The sequence below is a fragment of the Nonomuraea sp. 3-1Str genome (assembly GCF_031570565.1).
GTDB lineage: Bacteria > Actinomycetota > Actinomycetes > Streptosporangiales > Streptosporangiaceae > Nonomuraea.
In genome coordinates this window covers 56,351-78,948 of the sequence record NZ_JALHBK010000023.1, presented here as the reverse complement: position 1 = coordinate 78,948, position 22,598 = coordinate 56,351, and the positions used below count along the sequence as shown (strand labels likewise).

The window sequence follows — 22,598 nt, the reverse complement described above, 5'->3', positions numbered from 1 at the left end:
GCTTGAGGTCAACAGGAGATTTCCGGAATGTTACCTAAGCGCCTACCAGAGAGGGATTCTTCATGACGACTGTCCCGCGCTCCCGGCTCAGCCGGGCCGTGGAGGCCCAAGAGGGCGTCAAGGACCTGATTCTCAGGCGCGGGCTGGTCGCGGGCGACCCGCTGCCGACCGAGTCGGAGCTGATGGAGGAGCTGGACATCAGCCGTAACTCCGTCCGTGAGGCGCTGAAGGCCCTCCAGGCGGTCGGGATCGTGGAGATCCGCCACGGGTTCGGGATGTTCGTCGGGCGGATGTCGCTCGCCGGCCTGGTCGACGAGCTGGCCTTCCACAGCCGCATCACGCTCCAGGACGGCCGCAACCATCTCGGCCACCTGACCGAGATCCGGGAGGTCCTGGAGAGCGGCCTGGTGGTGCGCCTCATCGACCTCGGCGACGAGGCCGACCTCGCTCCAGTGACCGAGGTGATGGCCCGGATGGAGGCCGAGGCCCAGGTCGGCGCGGTCCCTCCCGAGACGGACCGGCTCTTCCACGACCTGCTCTACCGGCCGCTCGGCAACCCGCTGGTGAGCCAGCTCCTCGGGGCGTTCTGGGACGTCTACCACCAGCTCCGCGATGAGATCGGCACGCCGGACGAGGCGCCGGCGGACGTGGCCAGGCGGCACCGCGACATCCTGGCGGCGGTCACGGCGGGCGACCGGGCGGCGGCCACAGCGGCGGTCGAGGCGCACTTCGAGGGCGTCCGCAACCGCCTGGAGCGTCTCGGACCGCGCCCTCTCTGATCACCGGCTACGGGATTGAGCCGAAACGCGAGCAGGGCCGTATCTCCACGCGAAGGCGATCCCCTCACGGGGGCCGGGCAACCTCTCGGGCGAGGCGCCGGCCCCCGCGGGATCAAGTCTTCGGGCGTTCGGTTCGGGCGTACAGCCAGGAAGGAGCGGAACGGTGGCGGGATGGGCGCGGCTTCCCCGGTGCGGAAGCGGCGCCCGTCCCCGCCGTCACTTGCTCGGCGTCCGGGAACCGGATGGGCAGAACTCGGCCTGCAACACGGTCTTGGAGATGTCGAGCGAGTTGTTCTGGCCGTACTGGTCGATGTTCATGTTGATGGCGATCACGCGCTCGGCGTCCCGGGTGCCCATCGCGAAGGTGAACCCACCGGTGATGGCGCCGCCGATGCCCCATACCTTCACACCGCATGACAGTTCCCACGAGAAGACGCCGGTACCGTACGTGGTGCCGGGGATCCACGTGTCCTTCCAGGTACCGTCCGGCATCTTGACCCCGGTCTTGACCATGGTGAACATCTCCCGCTGCTGGGCGGGCGGAAGAAGCTTGCCGCGCAGCAGCGCGCTGCTGAATCGCTGGAGATCGCCGACCGTGGAGACCACGCCGCCGGCCGCCCAGCCGGTGGTGGCGCTCTGGTCGGTCACGTCGTAGACCTTGGCGTCGGTTTCGGCGGCGAACAACGTCGAGTAGTGCCGTGGGTGCGGTCCGCGGATCTTCGTTTCCTTGCCCGGCAGGTACGTCCCCGTCAGGCCCAGCGGGCGGACGATCCGCCGCTCGATCTCGCCGGCGAGCGTCTTGCCGGTCACCTTCTCGACGATCATCCCGGCGATGATGTAGCCGGTGTTGGAGTACACGAAGCCGTCACCCGGCGCTTCGAAGGAGCGCGGATTGCGCAGGCCGATGTTCACGAGCTGCTCGGGCGTGTAGGTGTCGTAGCGGTGCTCGAGCCACGCGGGGCCGGAGAACTTGGCGAACTCCTCCTTGTCGTTGCCGTAGTTGAAGATCCCGCTGGTGTGGTTGAGCAGGTGCCTGATGGTGATCGTGCCGCCGTCGTTGTTGTTGCCCTTGACGAGGCCGGGCAGCCACTTGTCCACGGTGTCGTCGAGGCTCAGCTTTCCTTCGGCCGCCAGCTGCAGGACCACGGTGGCCGTGAACGGCTTGGCGGCGCTGCCGATACGGAACCGCTCGTGCGGCCGGCGCTCGCGGCCGGTTCGGGTGTCGGCCACCCCGGCCAGGCCGACCCACCGCCCACGACTGTCGCGAACCTCGGCGACCATGCCGGGCACACCGCCGTCGGCCACGGCGTGGTCGAGCGCCTTCTGGACACGGGCGTGATCGGGGGTGTCCGCCGCGGCGGCAGATGCCGCGGGAGCCGCCGTCGCGGCCCCCGCCAACGTCACGGCGGTGATGAGCAGCCCTGCGGTTGAGGGGAGAGATCTGGTCATGTCGATTCCTTCCGGGCGGGGGACGTCAGCGCGAAACTGATCGCTTCGCGATAGTACTCATTCGGCGCAGATCAAAAGCTAGCTTGCATTCAGAAATTCGGCAACTCAAATCCAGGAAGTAGCGCGTTTTGCCAGGTCATCTCACTGTTAACTTGCAATGAGTATGCCAACGAATGCAAGTCGGATGAACCGACTTGCAATGAGATGTCGACGAACGCAATACTGTCCACTGTCCGCGGACACATCCGAGCGGGCTGGGCATGGCACAGCGACAGGAGGCACGCCCAATGCCGGGAGGCAGGCTGACTTACCAGGACCGCCGGCACATCGCCACGGGGCTGGCCGAAGGACTCACCTACACCGAGATCGCCAAGCACCTGCAACGACCGATCTCCACCATCACCCGGGAGGTGACCCGCAACGGTGGAGCCGACGGTTACCAGGCCGACCGGGCACATCAGGCAACTGAAGGCCGGGCTCGCCGCCGTAAGCAGGCCCCCGCCCCGGCTCCGGCGCCACCGGCTGCCACCGGCGCACCCGGGCGAGACCCCCAAGCGGTTCACGCCCTGGAGGAACGATTGACCGCGGCGATGATCACGACAGGGCTGCCGCGCATGACCGCCCGGGTACTCACCTGCCTGTACACCACCGACAGCGGCAGCCTCACCGCCGCCGAACTCGCCCAGCGTCTCCAGGTCAGCCCGGCGTCCATCTCCAAGGCCATCGGCGAGCTCGAACAGCATGAGCTGATCCGGCGTGAACGCGATCCCCGGCGGCGGCGCGACCGGTACGTCATCGACCCCGACGTCTGGTACCGGGCCTGGCTGGTCAGCGCCCGGCAGAACGCCACAATCGCCGGTCTCGCCCGTGACGGAGCCGAGATTCTGGACGCCACCACTCCTGCCGGCGCCCGGTTGCAGGACATGAGCCAGTTCTTCGAGCACGTCAGCCAGAGCCTGGTCCAGGCCGCCGAGCAGTGGCGGCACGATTTCATGTCGAGGCGATCGACAGAGCGTTAGCTTGCCCTTTCGCTCACAAGGCGCCCCCGCGCACCACCCGGCGCCGAGTCTTTTGACATGCCAATCCTTGATGTCGACAATGGTTGGCAACATCAAGAGAAGGCGGGCGGCCGATGGCGGACAGCGAGGACGCTCCGGAGGACGTGTTCTTCCAGGAGCTGACCGGCACCTACGCGGAGGTCCGGGAGGCGTTCGCCGACCACGTCGGCATGAGCCGGCCGCGGGTCCGGCTGCTGACGCGGCTGTGGAGCCACGGTGAGACGAGCCACAGCGACCTGCGGCAGATCCTCTCCCTCGACGGGGCGAGCGTGACGCGGCTGGTCAAGGAGTTCGAGGCGGAGGGGATGGTCAGCCGCCGCCTCGACCCCTCCGACAACCGCTACACCCTCGCCCGCCTGACCCCCGCGGGTGAGGAGGCGGCCGCCGGGCTGGCGAGCGCTCACCGGCTCTACCAGACGCGGCTGCTCGACGGCGTTTCTCCCCAGGACCAGCAGAGGGTGCTCGGCGTCCTGGCGCGGCTGCGCGCCAACGTTCGGGCGAGCCGGTGACGCCCTCGGTTCCCGGCCCATCACGACAGGAGTGGATCAGATGACGGACGACGTGCGCGCCCTCGGGCGGCGGATGTACGAGGCGTTCAACACCCGCGACGTGGGCGCCGCCGACGCCCTCTTCGCGGCGGACTTCATCAGCCACCCGATGGGCACAGTCGGCGTCGAGAGCGTCAAGCGCGCCTGGTCCGGGATGCACGCCACGTTCCCCGGCATGCGGGTGGTGGTCGAGGACATGCTCGTGGACGGTGACCGGGCGGCCGTCCGCACGACGCTGCACGGCGTCACGGACGACGACGGGCAACCGCCGCCCGCGATGCTGGAGATCTTCCGCGTACGGGACGGGCGCATCGCCGAGCTCTGGGGCATGTCCACCCTGCGCCGCCCCGAGTGACCCGGCCGCGCGGGGCCGCACGGCCCTGTGACGGGTCCCCGCACCGCCCTGTGACGGGTCCCCGCACGGTCCTATGACGGGGTCCCTCCGCGGCGGGCGGGGCGCATGCCGAACAGGAAGCGCGTCACCGCCGTGCGCCGCACCAGCAGGTCGTACGCGGCCAGGATCAGCACCAGCGACATCGCCACGATGGCCACGAACTTGACCGGCCCCGGCACCGACCAGCGCACCACCCAGAAGGCCACCACGACCACGATCGGCTGGTGCAGCACGTACAGGGGAAGCACCCCCTCCGACAGGTAGGCGTACAGCCGCCTCCCGCCGCCGCCACCGGCCCCCTGGGACGGGCGGCGGCGGTCGAGGAGCGCCATGATGCCCACCAGCCAGCACCAGCCCGCGGCGCCGTACAGGGCGCGCGCGACCATCGCCGTCGGGTTCAGGTCCGTGAACGCGTCACCCTCCGCGACCAGGAACAACGGCAGGCCCACCGCCGGCAGCAGCAGGCCGCCCACCACGGCCGCGCGCCTGTCGCGGCGCAGGGCGTCCCGAAGCCGCTCGTCGGAGGCCAGCATCAGCCCGTAGACGAAGAACAGCAGATACGCCCAGCGGCTCCAGCCGGCGTACTCCTCCTCCAGCCCCAGCACCGCGCTGACCAGCGCCAGCGGCAGGGCCGGCAGCAGCGCCGCGCCGGGCCGCCGCGCCAGCGCCGCGAGTCCGCCGCCGAGCGCGCGGGCGCCCGCGGCGGGGAACCAGCGCACCACGGGCGCCAGCATGAGCGCGAACGCGAGCAGCAGGAGGAGGAACCACAGGTGACCCGTCTCGAAGCTGTCGCCCTGCAGCACGAACGGGAACTCCCACGGCTCCACCCGGATGTCGAAGAAGCGTGGCAGGAAGGCCAGGTACGACTCGTGGTAGGCGGGGTCGGCGCGCAGCCGCAGCCACTGCGGCACCGGCACGAGCACGGTCGTGCCGAACACGAGAGGGACGCCGATGCGGCGCAACCGCTCCAGGGCGAACCCGCCGGGGCCGCGCCGGCGGAGCGAGTGCCAGGCGCCGAAGCCGGCGATGAGAAACAGCAGCGGCATCGCCCATAAAACGCCGAAACCGGCGAATATTGTCGTTATGCCGGTTGTTTCCGCATTTTTCACGTAAAAGTCGTCGTTGACGTCGAAGACCAGGGACGAATGGAACAGCACGAGGCCGACCACCACGAGCACCCGCACGAAGTCCAGCTCAGCCACCCGCCCGGGGCCTCCCCCGGCTCCCCCTGACCGACCGGGGACCCGCTCCTCTCCGGCACTCCCCTCTTCGGAGGGCCGGCCCTCGAAGGGGCGCGGGTCCTCGGGGCGCTTCCCTCCCGGGCGTTCCGCTCCCGACGATCGCCCTTCTCCGCGTGGAGGGCGCGAGGACGACGCGGGGCGGGGTGCGGGGGCCGGGCGGGGTGCGGGCTTCGGGCGGGGAGCGGGGTCGGGGCGCGTGGCGCGGGCGGGACGGGACTGTGAAGCCTGGTCCGTGCGGGCCCGGCCCCGTCCCGGAGCAGGACGTGGGTCCACGGGTCAGCCCGCCGACGGGGGCGCGGAGCGGCGGCGCAGGACCACCGTCAGGACGAGCAGGACGACTCCCGGCCCCGCCAGGCCGCCGGGCGAGAACTCCACCGGGCAGGGATCCGACAGCGCCTCCACCACCCAGCTCGCGACGCTCACGACCAGGGCCACGCCCCAGACGGCCCACGCCACCTTGAGCCAGCCGGGTAAGGAGGGCCGTCCCGGCGGCGGGCTCGCGGGGTCCGGAGCGGGCAGGCCGGGGTCCGGGAGGTCGGCGACCAGCTCGGCCAGGTCGCGGCGCGTCACCGACTGGTAGGCGAGCCCGACCCGCTCGTCGAACTCGCCGAAGTCGAGGCAGCCCTCCTCCACGGCCACCCGCAGCCGCTCGGCGGCCGCCTCCCGGTCACCGTCGGAGGCCCGTACCTCGCGCCGCTCGTCCATCTGCCTGCCTTCCCGGGTGTCGCCTGTCGTGCTGCCCGTCCACTCGCCTCAGGGGGCCTCGCGGGCCAGGAAGCGGTCGATCGCCGCCCGCTCCTCCGCCGTGACGTTGCCGTCCGCGCCGCGCCGCTCGCCCATCACTCTCAGGTACGGCCGCGCTGCTTCGGTGTCCGCGCCGTCGCGGAAGCCCTCCAGCAGCCCCTCCCGCCCCGCCTCCACGGCCGGATCGCCCACCGGCGCGGCGGCCAGGATGAGCCAGGTGCAGGCGGTGTCCGCGCCGGGGGCGCCGCGCGCGGCGTTGGCCCAGTCGATGACCCGGGGCCCGTCGGCGGTGAGCAGGACGTTGGCCGGGTGCAGGTCGAGGTGGAGCAGCCGGTTGCCGGGGCAGCCGTCGGCGGCCTGGAGCCAGCCGGGGGCGCGCACGGCGGCGAGCGCGCGCAGCAGGTCGCCGAGGAGACGCCCGTGGGCGGGCATCCGCTCCGGCCGCTCGGCCGCCTCCTGCCGCATGCTCGTCCCCTCGACGTGCTCCATGAGGATGTCGGACCCCTCGGCGTCGAAGACCCGGGGCACGGGGAACCCGTTGCGCCAGGCGTGCCGCATGACCGAGGCCTCGCGTTCGAGGCTGCGGCCCTCGCGGGCGCGCCGGATGATCTTACCGGGCCCCGCCTGGAAGATGTCGCAGTCGTAGCCGGCCGCGATCAACGAGCCTACGTGCATATCAGTCAGATTAGACGGTCAAATGGAATACACGAAGCATCTTGTAATTGGCCGGTTTTGCCGGTCATTACTGGCCACCAGGCGACGGGATATTCATCGCTATCGTGCAAGGGAACATAGGTTTGCCGCACTTATCCGCCTAACTCCATCAATTGTGGGTTGGCTGAGGAGGTGACACGTTGCTGGTGGCAACCGATCTCGTCAAACGGTACGGCACCATCCAGGCCCTGGACGGGTTCAGTCTGAGCGTGGCCGCCGGCGAGATCGTCGGGCTCGTCGGACACAACGGCGCGGGGAAGTCGACCTTCGTCGAGATCGTGTCGTACCTGATCCGCCCCGACGGCGGTCACGTGACCATCGACGGCAGGCCGCCCTCGGCCACCCGAGGCGAGGTGGGCGTCGCGCCCCAGCACATCGCCCTCTACCCGTCGGCCACCGTCCGCGAGCACCTGGAGCTGTACGGCAGGCTCGCCGGCCTCCGGCGGGTCGCGCTGCGCGACGCCGTCGAGGACATGAGCACCGTGCTGCGCCTCGGCGGCATCATGGACCGGCGGGCCGGCAAGCTCTCCGGCGGTCAGCAGCGCCGGACCCAGGCGGCCAGCGCGCTCGTCCACCGGCCGGCCCTGCTGCTGCTCGACGAGCCGACCGCGGGCGCCGACCTGGAGACCCGGCAGGCCATGCTCGACGTGGTCAAGCAGCGCGCGGGCGAGGGCGCGGCCGTCGTCTACACCACCCACTACCTGCCCGAGCTGACCGAGATGCGGGCCACGATCGCGGTGGCGCGCGGCGGCCGGGTCATCGCCCGGGGCACGTCCGAGGAGCTGCTGCGGGACCTGCCGGGCGAGGTGCGCGTGACCCTCTCCAACGAGGAGGAGGTCAGCGTCTCCACCTCGGAGCCCACCGTCACCCTGATCGACCTGCTGCGCCGCATCGACCGCCCGATCAGCGCGGTGGACGTGCGCAACCCGTCCCTGGACGACCTCTATCGCTCCCTGGCGGTCCACGATGCTCCTTGACTCCGCGCCCCGCGACTCCACCCGCCGGGCCGGCGCCTCGGCCCGCACGTCCCGCCTGCTCGACTCCGCGTACCGGATCGGCGCGCTGGCCCGGCACAACACCATCCTGCGCCTGCGCGACCCCGGGCAGATGATCAGCTACGTCCTCATGCCCATGGTGCTGATGCTCGTGCTGAAGCCCCTGTACGTGCGGGCCGTGGACGGCGGCGCCACGCAGGTCGCGACGGGCCTGATGGTGATGTTCTCGGTGTTCGCCATCTCCCTGGTCGGCAACTCGATCCTGTCGGAGCGCACCTGGCGCACCTGGGACCGGCTGCGTGTCAGCAGGGCGCCGGCCGCGGAGCTGGTCGTCGGCAAGACGCTGCCGCTGTTCGTGGTGATGGTCGTCCAGCAGACGATCCTGCTCGTCTACGGCTGCCTCGTCATCGGCCTGCCCGTGCCGCCCAACCCGGTGTACGTCCTGCTCGCCATCATGGTGTGGGCGTTCGCGCTGCTGGCGATCGGCGCGGCGCTGGCCGCCGTGGTGCGCAGCCACGGCGAGCTGAGCGTGATCTCGGACGTGGGCGCGCTGACGCTCAGCTCACTGGGCGGGGCGCTCGTACCGCTGAGCCTCATGCCCGAGTGGGCTCAGATCGCCGCCCACGTCTCACCCGGCTACTGGGCGCTGAGCATGATGCAGGCCGCCGTCCGCGGCGACGTGGCGGGCGCGCTGCCGTCCGCCGGTGTCCTGCTGGTGGTCGGCCTGGTCGCCGGCGCGTTCGCCGCCCGCCGGCTCGCCCGCGGCTGGGGCCGCGGCGGGCCCATGTGACGCGCGGCGGCCCCCCATGAAGCGAACGGCAAGGCAACTCCAGTGAAGAGGGGCACCTTGATGGATCAGCAAAATCCGGCCGGCGACGCCGACATCGCCATCATCGGCATGTCCGGCCGGTTCCCCGGCGCGGCCGACGTCGAGACGTTCTGGCGCAACATCAGCACCGGCGTCGAGTCGTTCACGAGGTTCACCGACGACGAGCTGATCAGCGCCGGCGTGAGCCCCGCCACCTTCCAGCAGCCGAACTACGTGCGCTCGCGCCCCATCCTGGACGACATCCGGGGCTTCGACGCCGGCTTCTTCGGCTACAACCCGCGCGAGGCGACGCTCGCCGACCCGCAGCAGCGCATCTTCCTGGAGTGCGTGTGGGAGGTCCTGGAGTCCGCCGGGTACGCGGCTCCCGAGGGCCGGGGCAGCGTGGGCGTGTTCGCCGGCATGAACATCAGCGGCTACCTGCTGACCCGGCTCAGGGCGTTCGAGATGGGCATCGACACCTCCGCCCTGATGATCGGCAACGACAAGGACTCGCTGGCCACGAACGTCTCCTTCCGCTTCGACCTGACCGGCCCGAGCCTGTCCGTGCAGACGTTCTGCTCCACCTCGCTGGTGAGCGTCCACCTGGCGAGCGAGAGCCTGCGGCGCGGCGAGTGCGACATGGCGATCGCCGGCGGCGTGTCCGTCCGCATCCCCGACCGGATCGGCTACCTGTGGGAGGAGGGCGGCCAGGAGTCGCCCGACGGGCACGTGCGCACGTTCGACGCCGAGGGCCGGGGCAGCATGTTCGGCGACGGCGCGGCCGTGGTGGCGCTCAAGCGGCTGCCGGACGCGCTGGCCGACCGCGACACGGTGCTCGCCGTCATCCGCGGCTCGGCGATCAACAACGACGGCGCGATGAAGTTCAGCTACCTCGCGCCGAGTGTCGACGGCCAGCGCCGCTGCGTCTCCGCCGCCATCAAGCGGGCGGGCGTCGACCCCACGCAGATCTCGTACGTCGAGGCGCACGGCACCGCCACCGAGGTCGGCGACCCGATGGAGGTGGCCGCGCTGACCCGCGCCTTCGGCGCCACCCCGGACAAGCAGTACTGCCTGCTCGGCTCGATCAAGCCGAACGTCGGCCACCTCGACCGCGCCTCCGGCGTCACCGGCCTGATCAAGGTGGTCCAGTCGCTGCGCAAGGAGCTGATCCCCGGCACCCTGCACTACCGCTCCCCCAACCCGGAGATCGACTTCGACAACAGCCCGTTCCGCGTGACCGCCGAGCCCACCCCGTGGCCGCGCACCGCCGAGCGGCCCCGCATCGCGGGTGTCAGCTCGCTCGGCATGGGCGGCACGAACGCGCACGTCATCGTGACGGAGGCGCCCGCGCCCGAGCCGCGCCGGCCGCGCTCGCGCCGCTGGCAGATCCTGCCCGTCTCGGCCCGCTCGTCCGACGCCGCCGACCGCTCCCTCGCCCGGCTGGCCGAGCGCCTCACGGACGCCGCCGACGACCTGGGCGACGTCGCGTACACGCTCCAGGTGGGCCGCAAGGTGTTCAACCACCGCAGGTTCGTCGTCGCCGGCACCACCGAGGAGGCCGCGGCCCGCCTGGCCGACCCGGCCGCGGCGCTCGGCCGCAACGACGCGACCGTGGGCCGCAGGACCAGCTTCCTCATCGCCGGGGTCGGCGAGCAGTACCCGGGCATGGTCGCCGACCTGTACGCGGACGAGCCCGGCTTCCGCGCGGACGTCAACGAGTGCCTGGCCGTGCTCGGGCTGACCGAGGCCGCGCAGCTCTCGGACGTGTTCCCCCCGGCCGAGCGGGGCGCCGCCGGCGGCGACCTGGCCCGGATGCTGGGCCGCGCCCAGCCCGCCGCACCCCTCTCCACCACCGAGGCGCACCTGGTCCAGCCGGCCGTCTTCGTCGCCGAGTACGCGCTGGCCCGGCAGCTCATCCGCTGGGGCGTCACCCCGGAGATCATGGTCGGTTACAGCCTGGGCGAGTACGTGGCCGCCTGCCTGGCCGGCGTGCTGTCACTGCCTGACGCGCTGCGGCTGGTCGCCTACCGGGCCAAGCTCATCACCTCCCAGCCGGAGGGCGCGATGCTCGCCGTCTCGGCCGACGAGCGGCGGCTGCGGACCGTCCTCGGCGACCTGTACGACGAGGAGCTGGACGTCGCCGTGCGCACCGGCTCGCAGACGGTCCTCGCCGGCCCCGCCGAGGCGGTCGAAGCCGCCATGGCCGTGCTGCGCGAGCTGAAGATCGGCCACCGGCGGCTGGAGACCACGCACGCCTTCCACTCGCGGATGCTCAAGCCGATCGCCGCCGAGCTGACCGCCTGGATCAGCGACAACGTCACGCTGAACCCGCCGGCCCTGCCGTACCTGAGCAACGTCACCGGCGAGCTCGCCACCGCCGAGGTCGTCACCGACCCCGGCTACTGGGCGCGGCACATGTGCGAGACCGTCGAGTTCGGCGCGGCGCTGGAGAAGGTGCTCGGCATCGCCGACCTCGCGCTCGCCGAGATCGGCCCCGGCCAGTCGCTGGGCGCGCTGACCCGCGGCCACCCCGCCTGCGACCGCGCGCAGTGGCCGCTCATCGTCACCACGCTGCCCGGCGCCAACGACCAGCAGGACACGGGCGCGGCACTCGCCACCGCCGTCGGCCGGCTCTGGCTCACCGGCGTGGCGGTCGACTGGGCCGCCCTGCACGAGGACACCGGTTGGGCTCCCGGCCGCGTGCCGCTGCCCTCCTACCCGTTCGAGCACCAGGAGTACTGGCTGGAGATCGACGAGTCGGCCCTCGGCGGCGGCAGCACGCCGGTGTTCGACGAGAGCGACCCGACGAGCATCGCCAAGGCGTACCCGCGGCTGCCCGACACCCGCTGGATCCACACGCCCGTGTGGCGGCAGACCACGCTCCGCCCGCCCCGCGCCGACGAGGCCGCCCGCTGGCTGGTCTACACCGCCGAGGGCGTCGCCGACGCCGTCGCCGCGCCGCTGCTCGCGCACCTGCGCGAGACCGGCCGCGAGGTCGTGACGGTCCGGCCCGGCGAGGCGTTCTCCGTCGGAGAGGACGGCATCACGGTACGGCCCGGCTCGCCCGAGGACGCGCTGGCCGTGCTGCGCGAGCTGGCGGCCGGCGACCGGGTGCCCGACCGGGTCGTCCACCTGTGGTGCGCCGACCCCGACCAGCCCGCCGACGAATGCCTCCAGCGCGGCCTGCACACGCTGGTCGGCTTCGCCAAGGCGGCCGGCGACCTCGGCCTGCCCGGCTGGTCGCTGGACATCGTCGCCAGCGGCGGCCAGAAGGTCCACCCCGGCGACCGGGTCGTGTCCTCCCGCGGCACGCTGCTCGGCCCGACCCGCCTGATCCCCGTCGAGTACCCGCGCGTCACCACCCGCCTCGTCGACGTGGCCCCGGGCGACCTCGACGCCGGCGCGCTGCTGGCCGAGCTGCGGGCCGAACCGGCCGACCAGGTCGTCGCGCTGCGCGGCGGCGGGCGCTGGATCCCCGACTACGAGGTCCTCGACGCCTCCGTCATCGAGCAGTCCCCGCCCGTGGCGCAGGTCAGGCCCGGCGGCGCGTACCTGGTCACCGGCGGGCTCGGCGGCATCGGCCTGGCCATGGCCGAGCGGCTGGCCGAGCAGTTCCAGGCCCGGCTCGTCCTGCTGGGCCGCACCCCCGTGCCGCCCCGCGACCAGTGGGACGCGATCCTCGCCGCCGAGAGCACGGCGAGCGAGGTGCGCAGGCGCCTGGAGGGGCTGCGCCGGCTGGAGGCGGCGGGCGCCGAGGTCGTCACCGTCGCCGGCGACGTGTCCCGCGTCGAGGACGTACGCCGCGCGGTCGGGGCCGCTCTCGACCGGTTCGGCGAGCTGAACGGCGTCGTGCACTGCGCCGGCGTGCCCGCGGTCGGGCTCATGCAGTTCAAGACCGCCGCCGACATCGAGCGCGTGCTCGCCCCCAAGGTCGGCGGCACGCTCGCGCTGGCCGAGGTGCTGCGGGACGTGCCGGTCGACTTCCTGGCGCTGTACTCGTCCACCACCTCCGCGACAGGCGGCGGCGCCGGCCAGGTCGACTACTGCGCGGCCAACGCCTTCCTCGACGCGTTCGCGCTCAGCGACGAGCTGCCCGGCGTGACCGTCACCTCCGTCGACTGGTGCGAGTGGACGTGGAACGGCTGGACCGACGGCCTGGAGAACTACGACGAGGGCTCCAAGCAGTACTTCACCTGGTACCGGGAGAACTTCGGCCTCACCTTCGACCAGGGCTGGCAGACGCTGCTGCGGGTGCTGGCCAGCGGCGAGAAGCACGTGGTGGCCTCCACGCAGGACTTCGCCCCGCTCGTCGCGATGAGCCGGAAGTCCTCCATCGAGAGCCACCAGGCGACGGTCAAGAAGATCCGCGACGCGTTCGGCCGGCACCCCAGGCCCGACCTGTCCACCGCGTACGTCGAGCCGCAGTCGCCCACCGAGGAGACCATCGCCGGCGTGTGGGCGGAGGCGCTCGGCCTGGAGCAGGTCGGCGTGCACGACAACTTCTTCGAGCTGGGCGGCAACTCGCTGCTCGGCATGGAGATCATCGCCGAGGTCAGGCGGGCCCTGGAGCTGGCCTACCTGCCGCCGCACATCCTCTACCAGGCGCCCACCGTCGCCTCCCTGGCGGAGGCGGCCCGCGCCGGCCAGGACCCGGAGGAGCAGCCGGCCGACGCCCGCGACCAGCAGCGCTCCCGCATCGCCCAGCGCCGCACCATGCTCAGAAGCGGAAGGACCTCATGACCGACAACGGAACCGATTACGACTCCGCGGTCGCGCTGATCGGCATGTCCGGGCGTTTCCCGGGCGCCGGGAGCGTCGGCGAGCTGTGGGGCAACCTGCTCGCCGGCGTGAAGGGCCTGCGCGCGATCACCGACGAGGAGCTGCGGGAGGCCGGGGTCGAGCCGGGCAAGCTGGCCGACCCGCGCTACGTGCGCGTCGGCGGGCCGCTCGACGGGCTCGACCGCTTCGACGCGACCGTCTTCGGCATCAACCCGCGCGAGGCCGAGACCATGGACCCGCAGCACCGGCTGTTCCTGGAGTGCTCGTGGGAGGCGCTGGAGGCGGCCGGCTACTGCCCGACCGACGTGCCCGGCCAGGTCGCGGTCTTCGGCGGCTGCGGCTTCCCCGACTACATCGTGCAGAACATCCAGCACCTCACCACCCAGCCGGGCGGCGCGCTGCTCATGGCCGTGGGCAACGAGCGCGACTCGCTGGCCTCGCTGGTGTCGTACAAGCTGGGGCTGCGCGGGCCGGCCGTGTCGGTGCAGACGTTCTGCTCGACCTCGCTGGTGTCGGTGCACCTGGCGTGCCAGAGCCTGCTGACGTACGAGTGCGACATCGCCGTGGCGGGCGGCGCGTTCACGCCGCTGCCGCAGCCGTCCGGCTACCTGTACGAACAGGGCGGCATCATGTCGCCCGACGGCCGGGTGCGCAGCTTCGACGCCGAGGCGAGCGGCACCGTGATGGGCAGCGGCGCGGGGGTGGTGGCGCTCAAGCGCATGTCGGACGCGCTGGCCGACGGCGACGTGATCCACGCGGTCATCCTGGGCTCGGCGGCCAACAACGACGGCCGGCTGCGGGCCGGCTACACCGCGCCGGGCGTGGACGGGCAGGCCGAGGTGATCGAGTCGGCGCTCGGCGTGGCCGGGGTCAAGCCGGACACGGTCGGGTACGTGGAGTGCCACGCCACCGGCACGATGCTGGGCGACTCGATCGAGCTGGCGGCGATGAACCGGGTGTTCGCGCAGACGCGGGAGACGCCGTGCGTGCTGGGCTCGCTGAAGCCGAGCCTGGGCCACCTCGACCGCGCCTCCGGGGTGACCGGGCTGATGCGGGCCGCGATGACGCTGAAGCACGAGCTGCTGCCCGGCACCCCCGGCTACGAGACGCCGAACCCGGCGCTGGCGGGCGCGCAGGACCGGTTCACGGTGCTGACGGAGAACCGGCCGTGGGCGGCGGGGCCGCATCCGCGCCGGGCCGGGGTGAGCTCGTTCGGGCTCGGCGGCACGAACGCGCACGTGGTGCTGGAGCAGGCGCCGCCCCGGCCCGCGCGGCCGGCGCGGCCGGGCCCGCACCTGCTGGTGCTCTCGGCGGCCGACGAGCAGGCTCTCACGGACGTGACCGAGCGGCTGCGCGCGCACCTCGCGGAGGAGGCGGGCGAGGACGTCGCGGACGTGGCGTTCACGCTCCAGGTGTCGCGGGGCGGCTTCGCGCTGCGGCGCGCGGTGGTGTGCCGTGACCGCGCCGACGCGGTGGCGGCGCTCGGCGACCCGTCGCGATGGATCGGCGGCAAGACGCAGCGGCGCAACCCGAGGGTACGGCTGAGCGTCCCGGACGCCGAGGCGCCGGCCGCGTGGGGGGCGGAGCTGCGCGCCGCCGTGGACACGGTCCTGCGGCCGGGCGCAGGCGGTGAGAAGGTCCTGCGGCCGGGCGCGGGCGGAGAGAAGGTCCTGCGGCCGGGCGCCACGGGGCCTCAGGCGACGGGCGGGGACCGCGAGCAGGCGGTGGCCGCGCTGGCCGACGGGCTGGGCGGCGTCGGCGTGCACATGGTGAAGGGCGAGCCGTCCGGACCGGCCACCGGGCAGGTCTCGGGGCAGGGATCCGGGCAGGTCTCGGGGCAGGTCGAGGAGGTCGTGGTCGCGCCGGACGGTGACACCCCGGCCGCCGAGTGGCTGCTGGCCACGCTCGCGCGGCTGTGGCTGGCGGGCGCCGCCGTCGACTGGCCGGCGCTGCACGGCGGCCAGGGCCGCCGCGTGGAGTTGCCCACGTACCCGTTCCAGCGGCGCAGGTTCTGGATCAAGCCGAACCCGGCGGCGCAGGCCCAGGGGCAGCAGCAGGGCCCCGGGAAGAGCTTCGACCGCGGCCGGTGGACGTACCTGCCGACCTGGCGGCCGCACCCGCTGCCCCTCGCCGGCCTGGACGACCGGCTGCGCCTGGCGGGCCCGTGGCTGGTGTTCACCGGCGACGCGCGGGGCGAGGCGCTGGTGGAGCGGCTCACGCGGGCGGGCGCCGAGGTGACGGCCGTGCGCGCGGGCGACCGGTTCGGCCAGGACGACGACGGTGACTTCACGATCCGGCCGGGCAAGGCCGACGACATGGCGGAGCTGTTCTACTCGCTGGTGGCCGCGCCGCGCGCCATCGTCCACGGCTTCAGCCTGGCGAGCCCCGAGGCGGGGCCCGAGGCGGACCCGGTGCGGCATTTCACCGCCGAGCAGGCGCGCGGCTTCTACTCCGCGCTGGCCCTCGCGCGGGAGCTGGTCGACAACACCGGGTCGGCGCCCCGCGCCGAGCTGGTGCTGCTCACCTCGCACGCGGTGAGCGTGTCCGGCGCCGACCTGCGTCATCCGGAGCACTCCACGCTCGCCGCCCTCGCGCCCAGCCTCCAGCAGGAGAACCCGCGGCTGCGCTGCCGGCACGTCGACGTGGACGGCGCGGGCGGGGACGTGGCGCCGGCCGAGGACGCGCTGGCCGAGCAGGTGCTGGCCGCGGCGGTCTGCCCGCACGAGGGGCCGGTGGCGCTGCGCGCGGGCGAGACGTGGCTGCGGGAGTACCGGCAGTACCCGGTGGACGAGCCCGGCCCGGACGAGCGCGGCTTCCGCGACGGCGACACCGTGCTGGTCACCGGCGGTCTCGGCGACGTCGGCCTGGTGCTCGCGCGGCACCTGGCGAGCACGTACGGCTGCCGGCTGGTGCTGACGGCCCGCTCGGCGCTGCCGCCGCGCGAGGAGTGGGACGCCTTCCTCGCGGCGGCCCCGCCAGGGTCGGAGCGCACGGTCCGGCACATCCGCAACATCCGCGACCTGGAGAGCCGGGGCGCGACCGTGCTCGCCCTGTCGGCCGACGTGGCCGACGAGGAGGCGATGCGCGCCGTCGTGGCGGAGGCCGTGAGCCGGTTCGGCGGGATCGACGTGGTCGTCCACGGGGCGGGCGTGCAGGACGGCGCGTACTTCAACTTCGCGCACCTGATGGACCGGCAGCAGTGCGACGCGCACCTGGCGGCCAAGGTGACCGGCTTCCACGTGCTGCAGAAGGTGCTCGGCGAGCACGCCGGGGGACGCGTCCCGGACCGGCGCATCACGCTGTCGTCCATCGCGGCCGTGCTGGGCGGCATGACGCTCGCGCCGTACGCGGCGGCCAACGCGGCGCTGGACGCGTACGTCCGCGCGGCCCGCACGGCGGGCGCCGGACGGTGGGTGACCGTCGACTGGGACACCTGGAACATCGATCCCGACCGGGTGGCCGGGCACAGCGGCGCGGTGATCGACTACGCGATGACCCCGGCCGAGGGCGTGGACGTGCTGGAGCGGGCGCTGTCGGCGGCCGACCGGGCCGGGCACTTCGTGATCTCGACCGGCCCGCTGGAGGCGCGGCTGGCGCAGTGGGTCACGGGCGACATCCACGAGGCCGGGGACGATGACGACGACCAGGAACGGCATCCGCGGCCGGAGCTGAACAACGCGTACGTGGAGCCGCGCGAGGGCACCGAGGCGACGCTGGCCGCGATCTGGTCGCGGGTGCTCGGCATCGAGCCGATCGGCGCGCTGGACAACTTCTTCGAGCTCGGCGGTCACTCGCTGCTCGCGATCGAGCTCACCACCCGGGTCCGCAAGCAGCTGAACGCGTCCGTGCCGGTCACCGGCCTGCTGGAGTGCCCGACGGTGCGCCAGCTCGCCGAGCTGCTCGACACGCGCGACGGGCAGGAGTGAGCAGCCGATGAAACAGCCCGAGTACCTGCGCGCCGTCCAGGGCTTCGCCCGGCGCGAGCTGACCGGCAACGACGCCTACCTCGACTCGCTGGCCGACGCGCCGCTGCCCCTCTACGCGCGGTTCGCGGAGACGGGGCTGGCCAACTGGTGGCTGCCCAAGGAGCACGGCGGGCTCGGCCTCGGCCTGGAGGAGAGCGTCCGCATCACCAGCGAGCTGGCCTACGCCGACGCCGGGGTGGCGTTCACGCTGTTCATCCCGGTGCTGACGACGAGCATGGTCGCCTGGTACGGCTCGGAGGAGCTGAGGGAGCGGTATCTCGGCCGGCTGGTGGCGGAGAACGGCTTCTGCGCCACGCTCGGCAGTGAGCACGCGGCCGGCAGCGAGCTGGCCCGCATGACGACGACCGCGCGGGTCGAGGGGGACACGGTCGTCCTCGACGGGCAGAAGGCGTTCTCCACGAACACGGGCTTCGCCCAGTTCCTCGTGGTGGTCGCGCGCAGCCAGGAGGACCCGTCGGGCTACCTGGCGGTGCTCGTGCCGCGTGACACGCCGGGCGTCACCGTGGACAAGCGGTGGGACGTCATCGGGCTGCGCTCGTCGGCCACGTACCAGGTGTCGCTGTCGGGGGTGCGCGTGCCGGCCGCGAACGTGCTGCGCGGCAACGGACTCCGCCTGCTGGAGGTGGGCCTGAACGCCAGCCGCATCCTCATCGCCACCACGGCCCTCGGCGTGGCCCGCCGCATCCGGGACGTGTGCATGGAGTACGGCAAGTCCAAGTCGGTGAAGGGGGCGCCGCTGACGGGCAACGCGGTGTTCGCCTCCCGGCTGGGGCAGTTCGAGATGCAGATCGAGGTGATGACCAACCAGTGCCTGGCCGCGGCGCGGGCGTACGACGCGATCGCGGCCCGGCCGGACGCGGGCGAGGAGTTCCTGCGCACGGGGACGCTGAAGCAGGCGCTGACGACGAAGATGTTCTGCGGGCAGACCGGCTGGCAGATCGCCTCGACGGCGTCGGAGATGTTCGGCGGGCTCGGCTACACGCACGAGTCGGTCATCGGCAAGCTGACGCGCGACATGAGGTACGTGTCGATCGTGGAGGGCGGCGACGACGTGCTGCGGGACCTGGTGTTCAGCCGGTACGTGGTGCCGGTGTCGAAGCGGTCGTGACCAGGGCGGCGGCGTAGCCGGGGGCCACGTCGAGCCACCGCACCGGCCACCCTTCGCGCGGGGAGCGGGACGAGACCGTCCCGCTCCCCGTTCCCGTGTCGCGCACCAGGCAGGAGCGCAGGCCGGCGAGCCCGGCTCCGGTGGCCTTGACGTACGCCTCCTTGGCGGTCCACAGCCGGAAGTACTCCACGAGTCCGATCTCCCGCACCCGCTCGGCCTCCTCCGGCTGGTACATGCGCCGGGCCAGCTCCAGGTGGTCGAGGTCGGCGCGGACGCGCTCGACGTCCACGCCCACCCGCGTGCCGGGCGCCGCCACGGCGACCAGGGCCCAGTCGCCGGAGTGCGACAGGTTGAAGTCGGGCCGCCCGCCGCCGGGCTCCAGGCACGGCCGGCCGGACGCCTCGGCGGTGAGCCGGACCGCTCCAGGCGGCACGCCGCACAGCTCGCCCAGCACGGACCGCAGCGCGGCGTGCGCCACCACGTACCTGTGGCGCTCCCCCGCGTCGGCGAAGCGGCCCGCCCGGTCCCGCTCGGCGGCGGACAGCCAGTCCTGCCACTCCGCGCGCTCGGGCCGGTCGAGCCGCACCTTCCACACCTCCGGCCACACCCCCGGGGCGGCCGGCCCGGGAACGCGCGAACGGTGCGGGAGTGGCCGCCACTCCCGCACCGTCACCGGGCCGACCGTCACACCCACGGCCGCAGCGCCTCCGCCAGGATCCGGTGGGTCCGCTGCGCCTGCTCGAACACCGCGAAGTGCCCGCCGTCGAACCCGTGCAGCGTGAACTCGCGGGCCGTCTGGTCCAGCCACCTCGCCAGCTTCACCGGCGACACCCGCGGGTCGGTCTCCCCGCACAGCGCCGAGACGGGCACGTCGAGCGGCGGCTCGTCCTGGTAGACGTACGTCTCCTTGACGGTGAAGTCGGCCTGCACCGACGGGAGCACCATGTCGAGCGCCTCCGGGTCGGCCAGCAGCCACTCCGGCGTCCCGCCGAGCGCGCGCAGCAGGTGCACCAGCTCGGGCCTGCTCATCCGGCCGACCGGCGGCCCCGGCTCGTCGGTGACGTGCGGGGCGTCGGAGCCGGACACGAACAGGTGGACCGGCTCGGGACCGCCCCGCCGCCGGATCTCCCGGACCAGCTCGAACGCCACGATCGCGCCCAGGCTGTGCCCGTACAGGGTGTACCTGCGGCCGGCCGCCGACAGCTCCACGTCGGCGAGCACGACGTCCGCGAGGTCCGACACCAGCGGCTCCATCCGCAGGTACGGCGGTTCCTTGTGCCGGGCCTCCCGTCCGGGCGGCTGCACCGGCTGCACCGCGACGCCGGGCAGCTTGCGCTGCCACACCCGGAAGGCCGAGGCGGCGCCGCCCGCGTGCGGCAGGCAGTACATCGGCAGCGCGCCCGGCTCGGCGCCGGTCTGTGTGCGGAACGGCAGCCAGCGCGCCAGCGTCTCGTCGCTCACCAGCTCGCCGACGGTCATGCCGCCCTCACCTCCAGCCGCACGTACGACGGGGGCGGCTGGAGCGTGCTCAGGTCGGCCTGGAGCACCACGTGGGCGCCGTCCCTGTCGGCCTCCCTGAAGCCGGCGAACGCGTACGTCACCTGCATCATGCGGTTGCGGCCGGTCTCCACGAAGTCGGCGCGCAACGCCACGCCGGCCTCGGCGGCCAGCCGCATGATGTGGTTGAGCAGCACCATGCCGACGCCGCGCGACATCACCCGGCACGACATGAGCATCATGTTGAGCCGCCAGGCGTCCTCGCCCTTCTCCACCAGCGCCAGCCCGATCTTGCCGTAGCTGCCGAACCGGTCGGTGAGCGAGGCCACCAGCAGCAGGTGGTCGTCGGACTCGCGCAGCTCGTCCAGCTCGTCGTAGGAGTACGTGCGGCCGGTCGAGTTGAGCTGGTTGGTGCGGACGGTGAGCTCCTCGGCCCGCTGGAGGTCCTCCCGGGCGGCCGGGGCGATGGTGAACTCCATCTCCAGGCTCGCCAGGAACTCCTCGTTGGTGCCGACGAACTCCTCCTCCAGCTCGTCGCGGGCGATCTGCCCCCGGTACATGTGGCGCCGCTGCGCCGACTCGTCGGTGACGAACCGCGGCTGGAACTCCGGCCGGGCCAGCGCCTCCTCCAGGTCGAGGATGTCCACGCAGGTGACCTCCGGCACGCCGTGCGCCACCTCCGCACGCTCGAACTCCTGGTCGTCGACGAACGCGAACGCGTCCAGGCCCAGGTTGAGCGCCTTGGCGATGTTCCGGATCGACTCCGACTTGGGGTTCCAGCCGATCTGGGGGTGGAGGAACATCTCCTCGAGGCCGAGGGCGCGCAGCTTGGCCAGCGCGGTGTCCCGGTCGTTCTTGCTGGCCACGGAGTGCAGGATGCCCTTGCGGTCCAGCTCGTGGATGCGCTCGACGACGGCCGGGCGCACGGTCACCTCGCCGTCCTCCAGCAGCACGCCGTTCCAGAGCGTGTTGTCGAGGTCCCACACGATGCACTTGATGCGGCCCCGCGCCGGCTTCCGTGGAAGCAGGGCGACGCCGGCGTCCGGGCTCTCGGCGGTCACGCTCATCCGGTCTTCTCCCGATCGGCCTGGCCAGCGATGGTCATCCGCTGGATCTCGTTGCTGCCTTCGATGATCTCCATCACCTTGGCGTCCCTGTAGTAGCGGGCCACGGGGTACTCGGTGCTGCACCCGTTGGCGCCGTGGATCTGCACGGCCTCGGAGGCGTGCCGGGCGGCGGCGGTGGAGGCGAAGTACTTCGCCACCCACGTCGCCATGATCGTGGACGCCTCGCCGGCGTCCTTGAGGCGGCCGGCCTCGGCCAGCAGCAGCCGGGCCGCCCGCGCGTCGGTCACCATGTCGGAGAGTTTCGCCTGGATGAGCGGCAGCTTCGCCAGGGGCGTGCCGCCCACCTCGCGGCTCGCGGCGTAGGAGGCCGACGCCTCCAGGCACGCCTGGACGATGCCCACCGACCCGGCCGCCACGCTGTAGCGGCCGAGGTCGAGGGTGCCGGTGAGCACCATGCCGGCGGTGAAGCCGCTCGGGCCGAGCAGCGCGTCCCGGTCGAGGACGACGTCGGTGAAGCTGATCTCGGCGAGCATGGAGGCACGGGTGCCGAGCATGTCGTCGATCGGCCGCACCTCCACGCCCGGCGTGTCCCTCGGCACGAGGAACGCGCCGATGCTGGACGCGGTGCGGGCGAACACGAGGAACACGTCCGCCCGCTGACCGCCGGTCGTCCACTTCTTGACGCCGTTGAGCACCCAGCCGCCGCCGGACTCGGCGGCGGTCGTGGTGATGCCGGAGGTGTCGCTGCCGGCGCCCGGCTCGGACAGGCAGAACGCGCCCAGGCTGTCGCCCGCGGCGAACGCGGGCGTCCACCGCTCGCGCTGCGCCGGGCTGCCCCACCGCTGCACGGTCCACGCCGCCATGGTGTGGACCGTGAGCAGGCTGCGCAGCGACGAGCAGCCGCGGCCCACCTCCTCGTGCACCTCGCCGAGCGTCACCCAGTCCATCCCGGCGCCGCCCGCCGCCGCCGGCAGGAACGGCGCCCACAGCCCCGCCTCCGCCACCCGCCGCAGCAGCTCCTCCGGGACGCGTCCCGCCCGGTCGTAGGCGTCGGTGTACGGCATCACATGGGTGTCGACGAACGCCCGCGCGGTGCTCCGGTCGGTGACCCGCCCCACCGGCGGCGAAGCCGGTGGGGCGGCGGCGGGCGGCGCCACGCCGGTGACCGTCACGCGACGGCCGGCTCGGCCACGAGCCGGCTCACCAGCTCGGACATGGCGGTCGCGGTGCGGAAGTTGTCGATCCGCAGCTCCTCGTTCGGGATGGTCACGCCGAACGTCTTCTCGACGAACATCACCAGCTCCATCGCGAACAGCGAGTTCACGAAGCCGAGCGCGAAGATGTCCTGCGACTCGGTGATCTCCGCCTGCGGGTACCTGTCGCGGACGAAGCCGAGGATCTGGCCCTGGGTGTCGGTCATCGAATGGCTCC

General features: G+C 72.8%; 18 protein-coding genes. 9 read left to right on the top strand and 9 right to left on the bottom strand.

Annotation, left to right across the window (positions count from 1 at the left end):
• The first annotated feature begins 62 nt into the window (after positions 1-62).
• Positions 63-779: an FCD domain-containing protein gene (locus MTP10_RS29980; RefSeq protein ID WP_310713305.1), complete on the top strand. Its 717-nt coding sequence runs from the start codon at positions 63-65 to the stop codon at positions 777-779.
• A gap of 216 nt (positions 780-995) precedes the next feature.
• Here the strand turns inward: MTP10_RS29980 and MTP10_RS29975 are convergent, their stop codons facing one another.
• Positions 996-2,228: a serine hydrolase domain-containing protein gene (locus MTP10_RS29975; RefSeq protein ID WP_310713303.1), complete on the bottom strand. Its 1,233-nt coding sequence runs from the start codon at positions 2,226-2,228 to the stop codon at positions 996-998.
• A gap of 287 nt (positions 2,229-2,515) precedes the next feature.
• Here MTP10_RS29975 and MTP10_RS29970 point away from each other — a divergent pair, with 287 nt between their 5' ends.
• From MTP10_RS29970 to MTP10_RS29960, 3 genes are all read left to right on the top strand, one after another.
• Complete coding sequence (locus tag MTP10_RS29970) at positions 2,516-3,247, top strand: helix-turn-helix domain-containing protein (RefSeq protein WP_310713301.1); 732 nt, start codon at positions 2,516-2,518, stop codon at positions 3,245-3,247.
• 113 nt (positions 3,248-3,360) lie between these two features.
• Positions 3,361-3,795 (top strand): MarR family winged helix-turn-helix transcriptional regulator, encoded by a 435-nt coding sequence (locus tag MTP10_RS29965; RefSeq protein ID WP_310713299.1) that lies wholly within the window; start codon positions 3,361-3,363, stop codon positions 3,793-3,795.
• 40 nt (positions 3,796-3,835) lie between these two features.
• Positions 3,836-4,189 (top strand): nuclear transport factor 2 family protein, encoded by a 354-nt coding sequence (locus tag MTP10_RS29960; RefSeq protein ID WP_310713298.1) that lies wholly within the window; start codon positions 3,836-3,838, stop codon positions 4,187-4,189.
• Positions 4,190-4,260: 71 nt separating this feature from the next.
• Here the strand turns inward: MTP10_RS29960 and MTP10_RS29955 are convergent, their stop codons facing one another.
• The 3 genes from MTP10_RS29955 to MTP10_RS29945 all read right to left on the bottom strand — a co-directional run bounded on the left by MTP10_RS29955 (position 4,261) and on the right by MTP10_RS29945 (position 6,888).
• Entirely contained in the window at positions 4,261-5,430 is a 1,170-nt protein-coding gene (locus MTP10_RS29955; protein WP_310713297.1) for an acyltransferase family protein, read from the bottom strand.
• Positions 5,431-5,745: 315 nt separating this feature from the next.
• The gene (locus MTP10_RS29950; RefSeq protein ID WP_310713295.1) at positions 5,746-6,174 is read right to left on the bottom strand and encodes a DUF1707 domain-containing protein; all 429 of its coding nucleotides are present in this window, start codon (positions 6,172-6,174) and stop codon (positions 5,746-5,748) included.
• Positions 6,175-6,222: 48 nt separating this feature from the next.
• A complete protein-coding gene (locus tag MTP10_RS29945) occupies positions 6,223-6,888 on the bottom strand; it encodes a phosphotransferase (RefSeq protein ID WP_310713293.1) in 666 nt (221 codons plus the stop codon).
• Positions 6,889-7,073: 185 nt separating this feature from the next.
• Here MTP10_RS29945 and MTP10_RS29940 point away from each other — a divergent pair, with 185 nt between their 5' ends.
• From MTP10_RS29940 to MTP10_RS29920, 5 genes are read left to right on the top strand one after another with little or no spacing between them, the layout of a single operon-like run.
• Positions 7,074-7,904: an ABC transporter ATP-binding protein gene (locus MTP10_RS29940; protein ID WP_310713291.1), complete on the top strand. Its 831-nt coding sequence runs from the start codon at positions 7,074-7,076 to the stop codon at positions 7,902-7,904.
• Positions 7,894-8,712 carry an ABC transporter permease gene (locus tag MTP10_RS29935; RefSeq protein ID WP_310713290.1) on the top strand — a complete coding sequence of 273 codons (819 nt, stop codon included), beginning with the start codon at positions 7,894-7,896 and terminating at the stop codon, positions 8,710-8,712. Before MTP10_RS29940 ends, MTP10_RS29935 begins: the two co-directional genes overlap by 11 nt.
• A gap of 60 nt (positions 8,713-8,772) precedes the next feature.
• Positions 8,773-13,470, top strand: a complete 4,698-nt coding sequence (locus MTP10_RS29930; protein WP_310713288.1) for an SDR family NAD(P)-dependent oxidoreductase — start codon at positions 8,773-8,775, stop codon at positions 13,468-13,470.
• The gene (locus MTP10_RS29925; RefSeq protein WP_310713287.1) at positions 13,467-17,435 is read left to right on the top strand and encodes an SDR family NAD(P)-dependent oxidoreductase; all 3,969 of its coding nucleotides are present in this window, start codon (positions 13,467-13,469) and stop codon (positions 17,433-17,435) included. Before MTP10_RS29930 ends, MTP10_RS29925 begins: the two co-directional genes overlap by 4 nt.
• Positions 17,436-17,442: 7 nt before the next feature.
• Positions 17,443-18,603, top strand: coding sequence for an acyl-CoA dehydrogenase family protein (locus tag MTP10_RS29920; RefSeq protein ID WP_310713285.1), 1,161 nt, complete (start codon positions 17,443-17,445; stop codon positions 18,601-18,603).
• On the opposite strand, the gene MTP10_RS29915 is transcribed toward MTP10_RS29920, so the two are convergent.
• From MTP10_RS29915 to MTP10_RS29895, 5 genes are read right to left on the bottom strand one after another with little or no spacing between them, the layout of a single operon-like run.
• Entirely contained in the window at positions 18,566-19,297 is a 732-nt protein-coding gene (locus MTP10_RS29915) for a 4'-phosphopantetheinyl transferase superfamily protein (RefSeq protein ID WP_310713283.1), read from the bottom strand. The genes MTP10_RS29920 and MTP10_RS29915 overlap by 38 nt on opposite strands.
• Positions 19,288-20,082: an alpha/beta fold hydrolase gene (locus tag MTP10_RS29910; protein WP_310713281.1), complete on the bottom strand. Its 795-nt coding sequence runs from the start codon at positions 20,080-20,082 to the stop codon at positions 19,288-19,290. The genes MTP10_RS29915 and MTP10_RS29910 overlap by 10 nt, the downstream gene beginning before the upstream one ends.
• Positions 20,079-21,167, bottom strand: coding sequence for an HAD-IIIC family phosphatase (locus MTP10_RS29905; RefSeq protein WP_310713280.1), 1,089 nt, complete (start codon positions 21,165-21,167; stop codon positions 20,079-20,081). Before MTP10_RS29905 ends, MTP10_RS29910 begins: the two co-directional genes overlap by 4 nt.
• Complete coding sequence (locus tag MTP10_RS29900) at positions 21,164-22,339, bottom strand: acyl-CoA dehydrogenase family protein (protein WP_310713278.1); 1,176 nt, start codon at positions 22,337-22,339, stop codon at positions 21,164-21,166. Before MTP10_RS29900 ends, MTP10_RS29905 begins: the two co-directional genes overlap by 4 nt.
• Positions 22,336-22,587 carry an acyl carrier protein gene (locus MTP10_RS29895; RefSeq protein WP_310713276.1) on the bottom strand — a complete coding sequence of 84 codons (252 nt, stop codon included), beginning with the start codon at positions 22,585-22,587 and terminating at the stop codon, positions 22,336-22,338. The genes MTP10_RS29900 and MTP10_RS29895 overlap by 4 nt, the downstream gene beginning before the upstream one ends.
• Positions 22,588-22,598 lie beyond the last annotated feature (11 nt).

What these genes read in the sequence shown, in the direction of transcription:
- MTP10_RS29920 (WP_310713285.1), top strand. Translation starts at nt 17,443, where the DNA reads ATGAAACAGCCCGAGTACCTGCGCGCCGTCCAGGGCTTCGCCCGGCGC.
- MTP10_RS29910 (WP_310713281.1), bottom strand. Translation starts at nt 20,082, where the DNA reads ATGACCGTCGGCGAGCTGGTGAGCGACGAGACGCTGGCGCGCTGGCTG.
- MTP10_RS29960 (WP_310713298.1), top strand. Translation starts at nt 3,836, where the DNA reads ATGACGGACGACGTGCGCGCCCTCGGGCGGCGGATGTACGAGGCGTTC.
- MTP10_RS29925 (WP_310713287.1), top strand. Translation starts at nt 13,467, where the DNA reads ATGACCGACAACGGAACCGATTACGACTCCGCGGTCGCGCTGATCGGC.
- MTP10_RS29905 (WP_310713280.1), bottom strand. Translation starts at nt 21,167, where the DNA reads ATGAGCGTGACCGCCGAGAGCCCGGACGCCGGCGTCGCCCTGCTTCCA.
- MTP10_RS29930 (WP_310713288.1), top strand. Translation starts at nt 8,773, where the DNA reads ATGGATCAGCAAAATCCGGCCGGCGACGCCGACATCGCCATCATCGGC.
- MTP10_RS29945 (WP_310713293.1), bottom strand. Translation starts at nt 6,888, where the DNA reads ATGCACGTAGGCTCGTTGATCGCGGCCGGCTACGACTGCGACATCTTC.
- MTP10_RS29895 (WP_310713276.1), bottom strand. Translation starts at nt 22,587, where the DNA reads ATGACCGACACCCAGGGCCAGATCCTCGGCTTCGTCCGCGACAGGTAC.
- MTP10_RS29965 (WP_310713299.1), top strand. Translation starts at nt 3,361, where the DNA reads ATGGCGGACAGCGAGGACGCTCCGGAGGACGTGTTCTTCCAGGAGCTG.
- MTP10_RS29975 (WP_310713303.1), bottom strand. Translation starts at nt 2,228, where the DNA reads ATGACCAGATCTCTCCCCTCAACCGCAGGGCTGCTCATCACCGCCGTG.
- MTP10_RS29950 (WP_310713295.1), bottom strand. Translation starts at nt 6,174, where the DNA reads ATGGACGAGCGGCGCGAGGTACGGGCCTCCGACGGTGACCGGGAGGCG.
- MTP10_RS29935 (WP_310713290.1), top strand. Translation starts at nt 7,894, where the DNA reads ATGCTCCTTGACTCCGCGCCCCGCGACTCCACCCGCCGGGCCGGCGCC.
- MTP10_RS29970 (WP_310713301.1), top strand. Translation starts at nt 2,516, where the DNA reads ATGCCGGGAGGCAGGCTGACTTACCAGGACCGCCGGCACATCGCCACG.
- MTP10_RS29980 (WP_310713305.1), top strand. Translation starts at nt 63, where the DNA reads ATGACGACTGTCCCGCGCTCCCGGCTCAGCCGGGCCGTGGAGGCCCAA.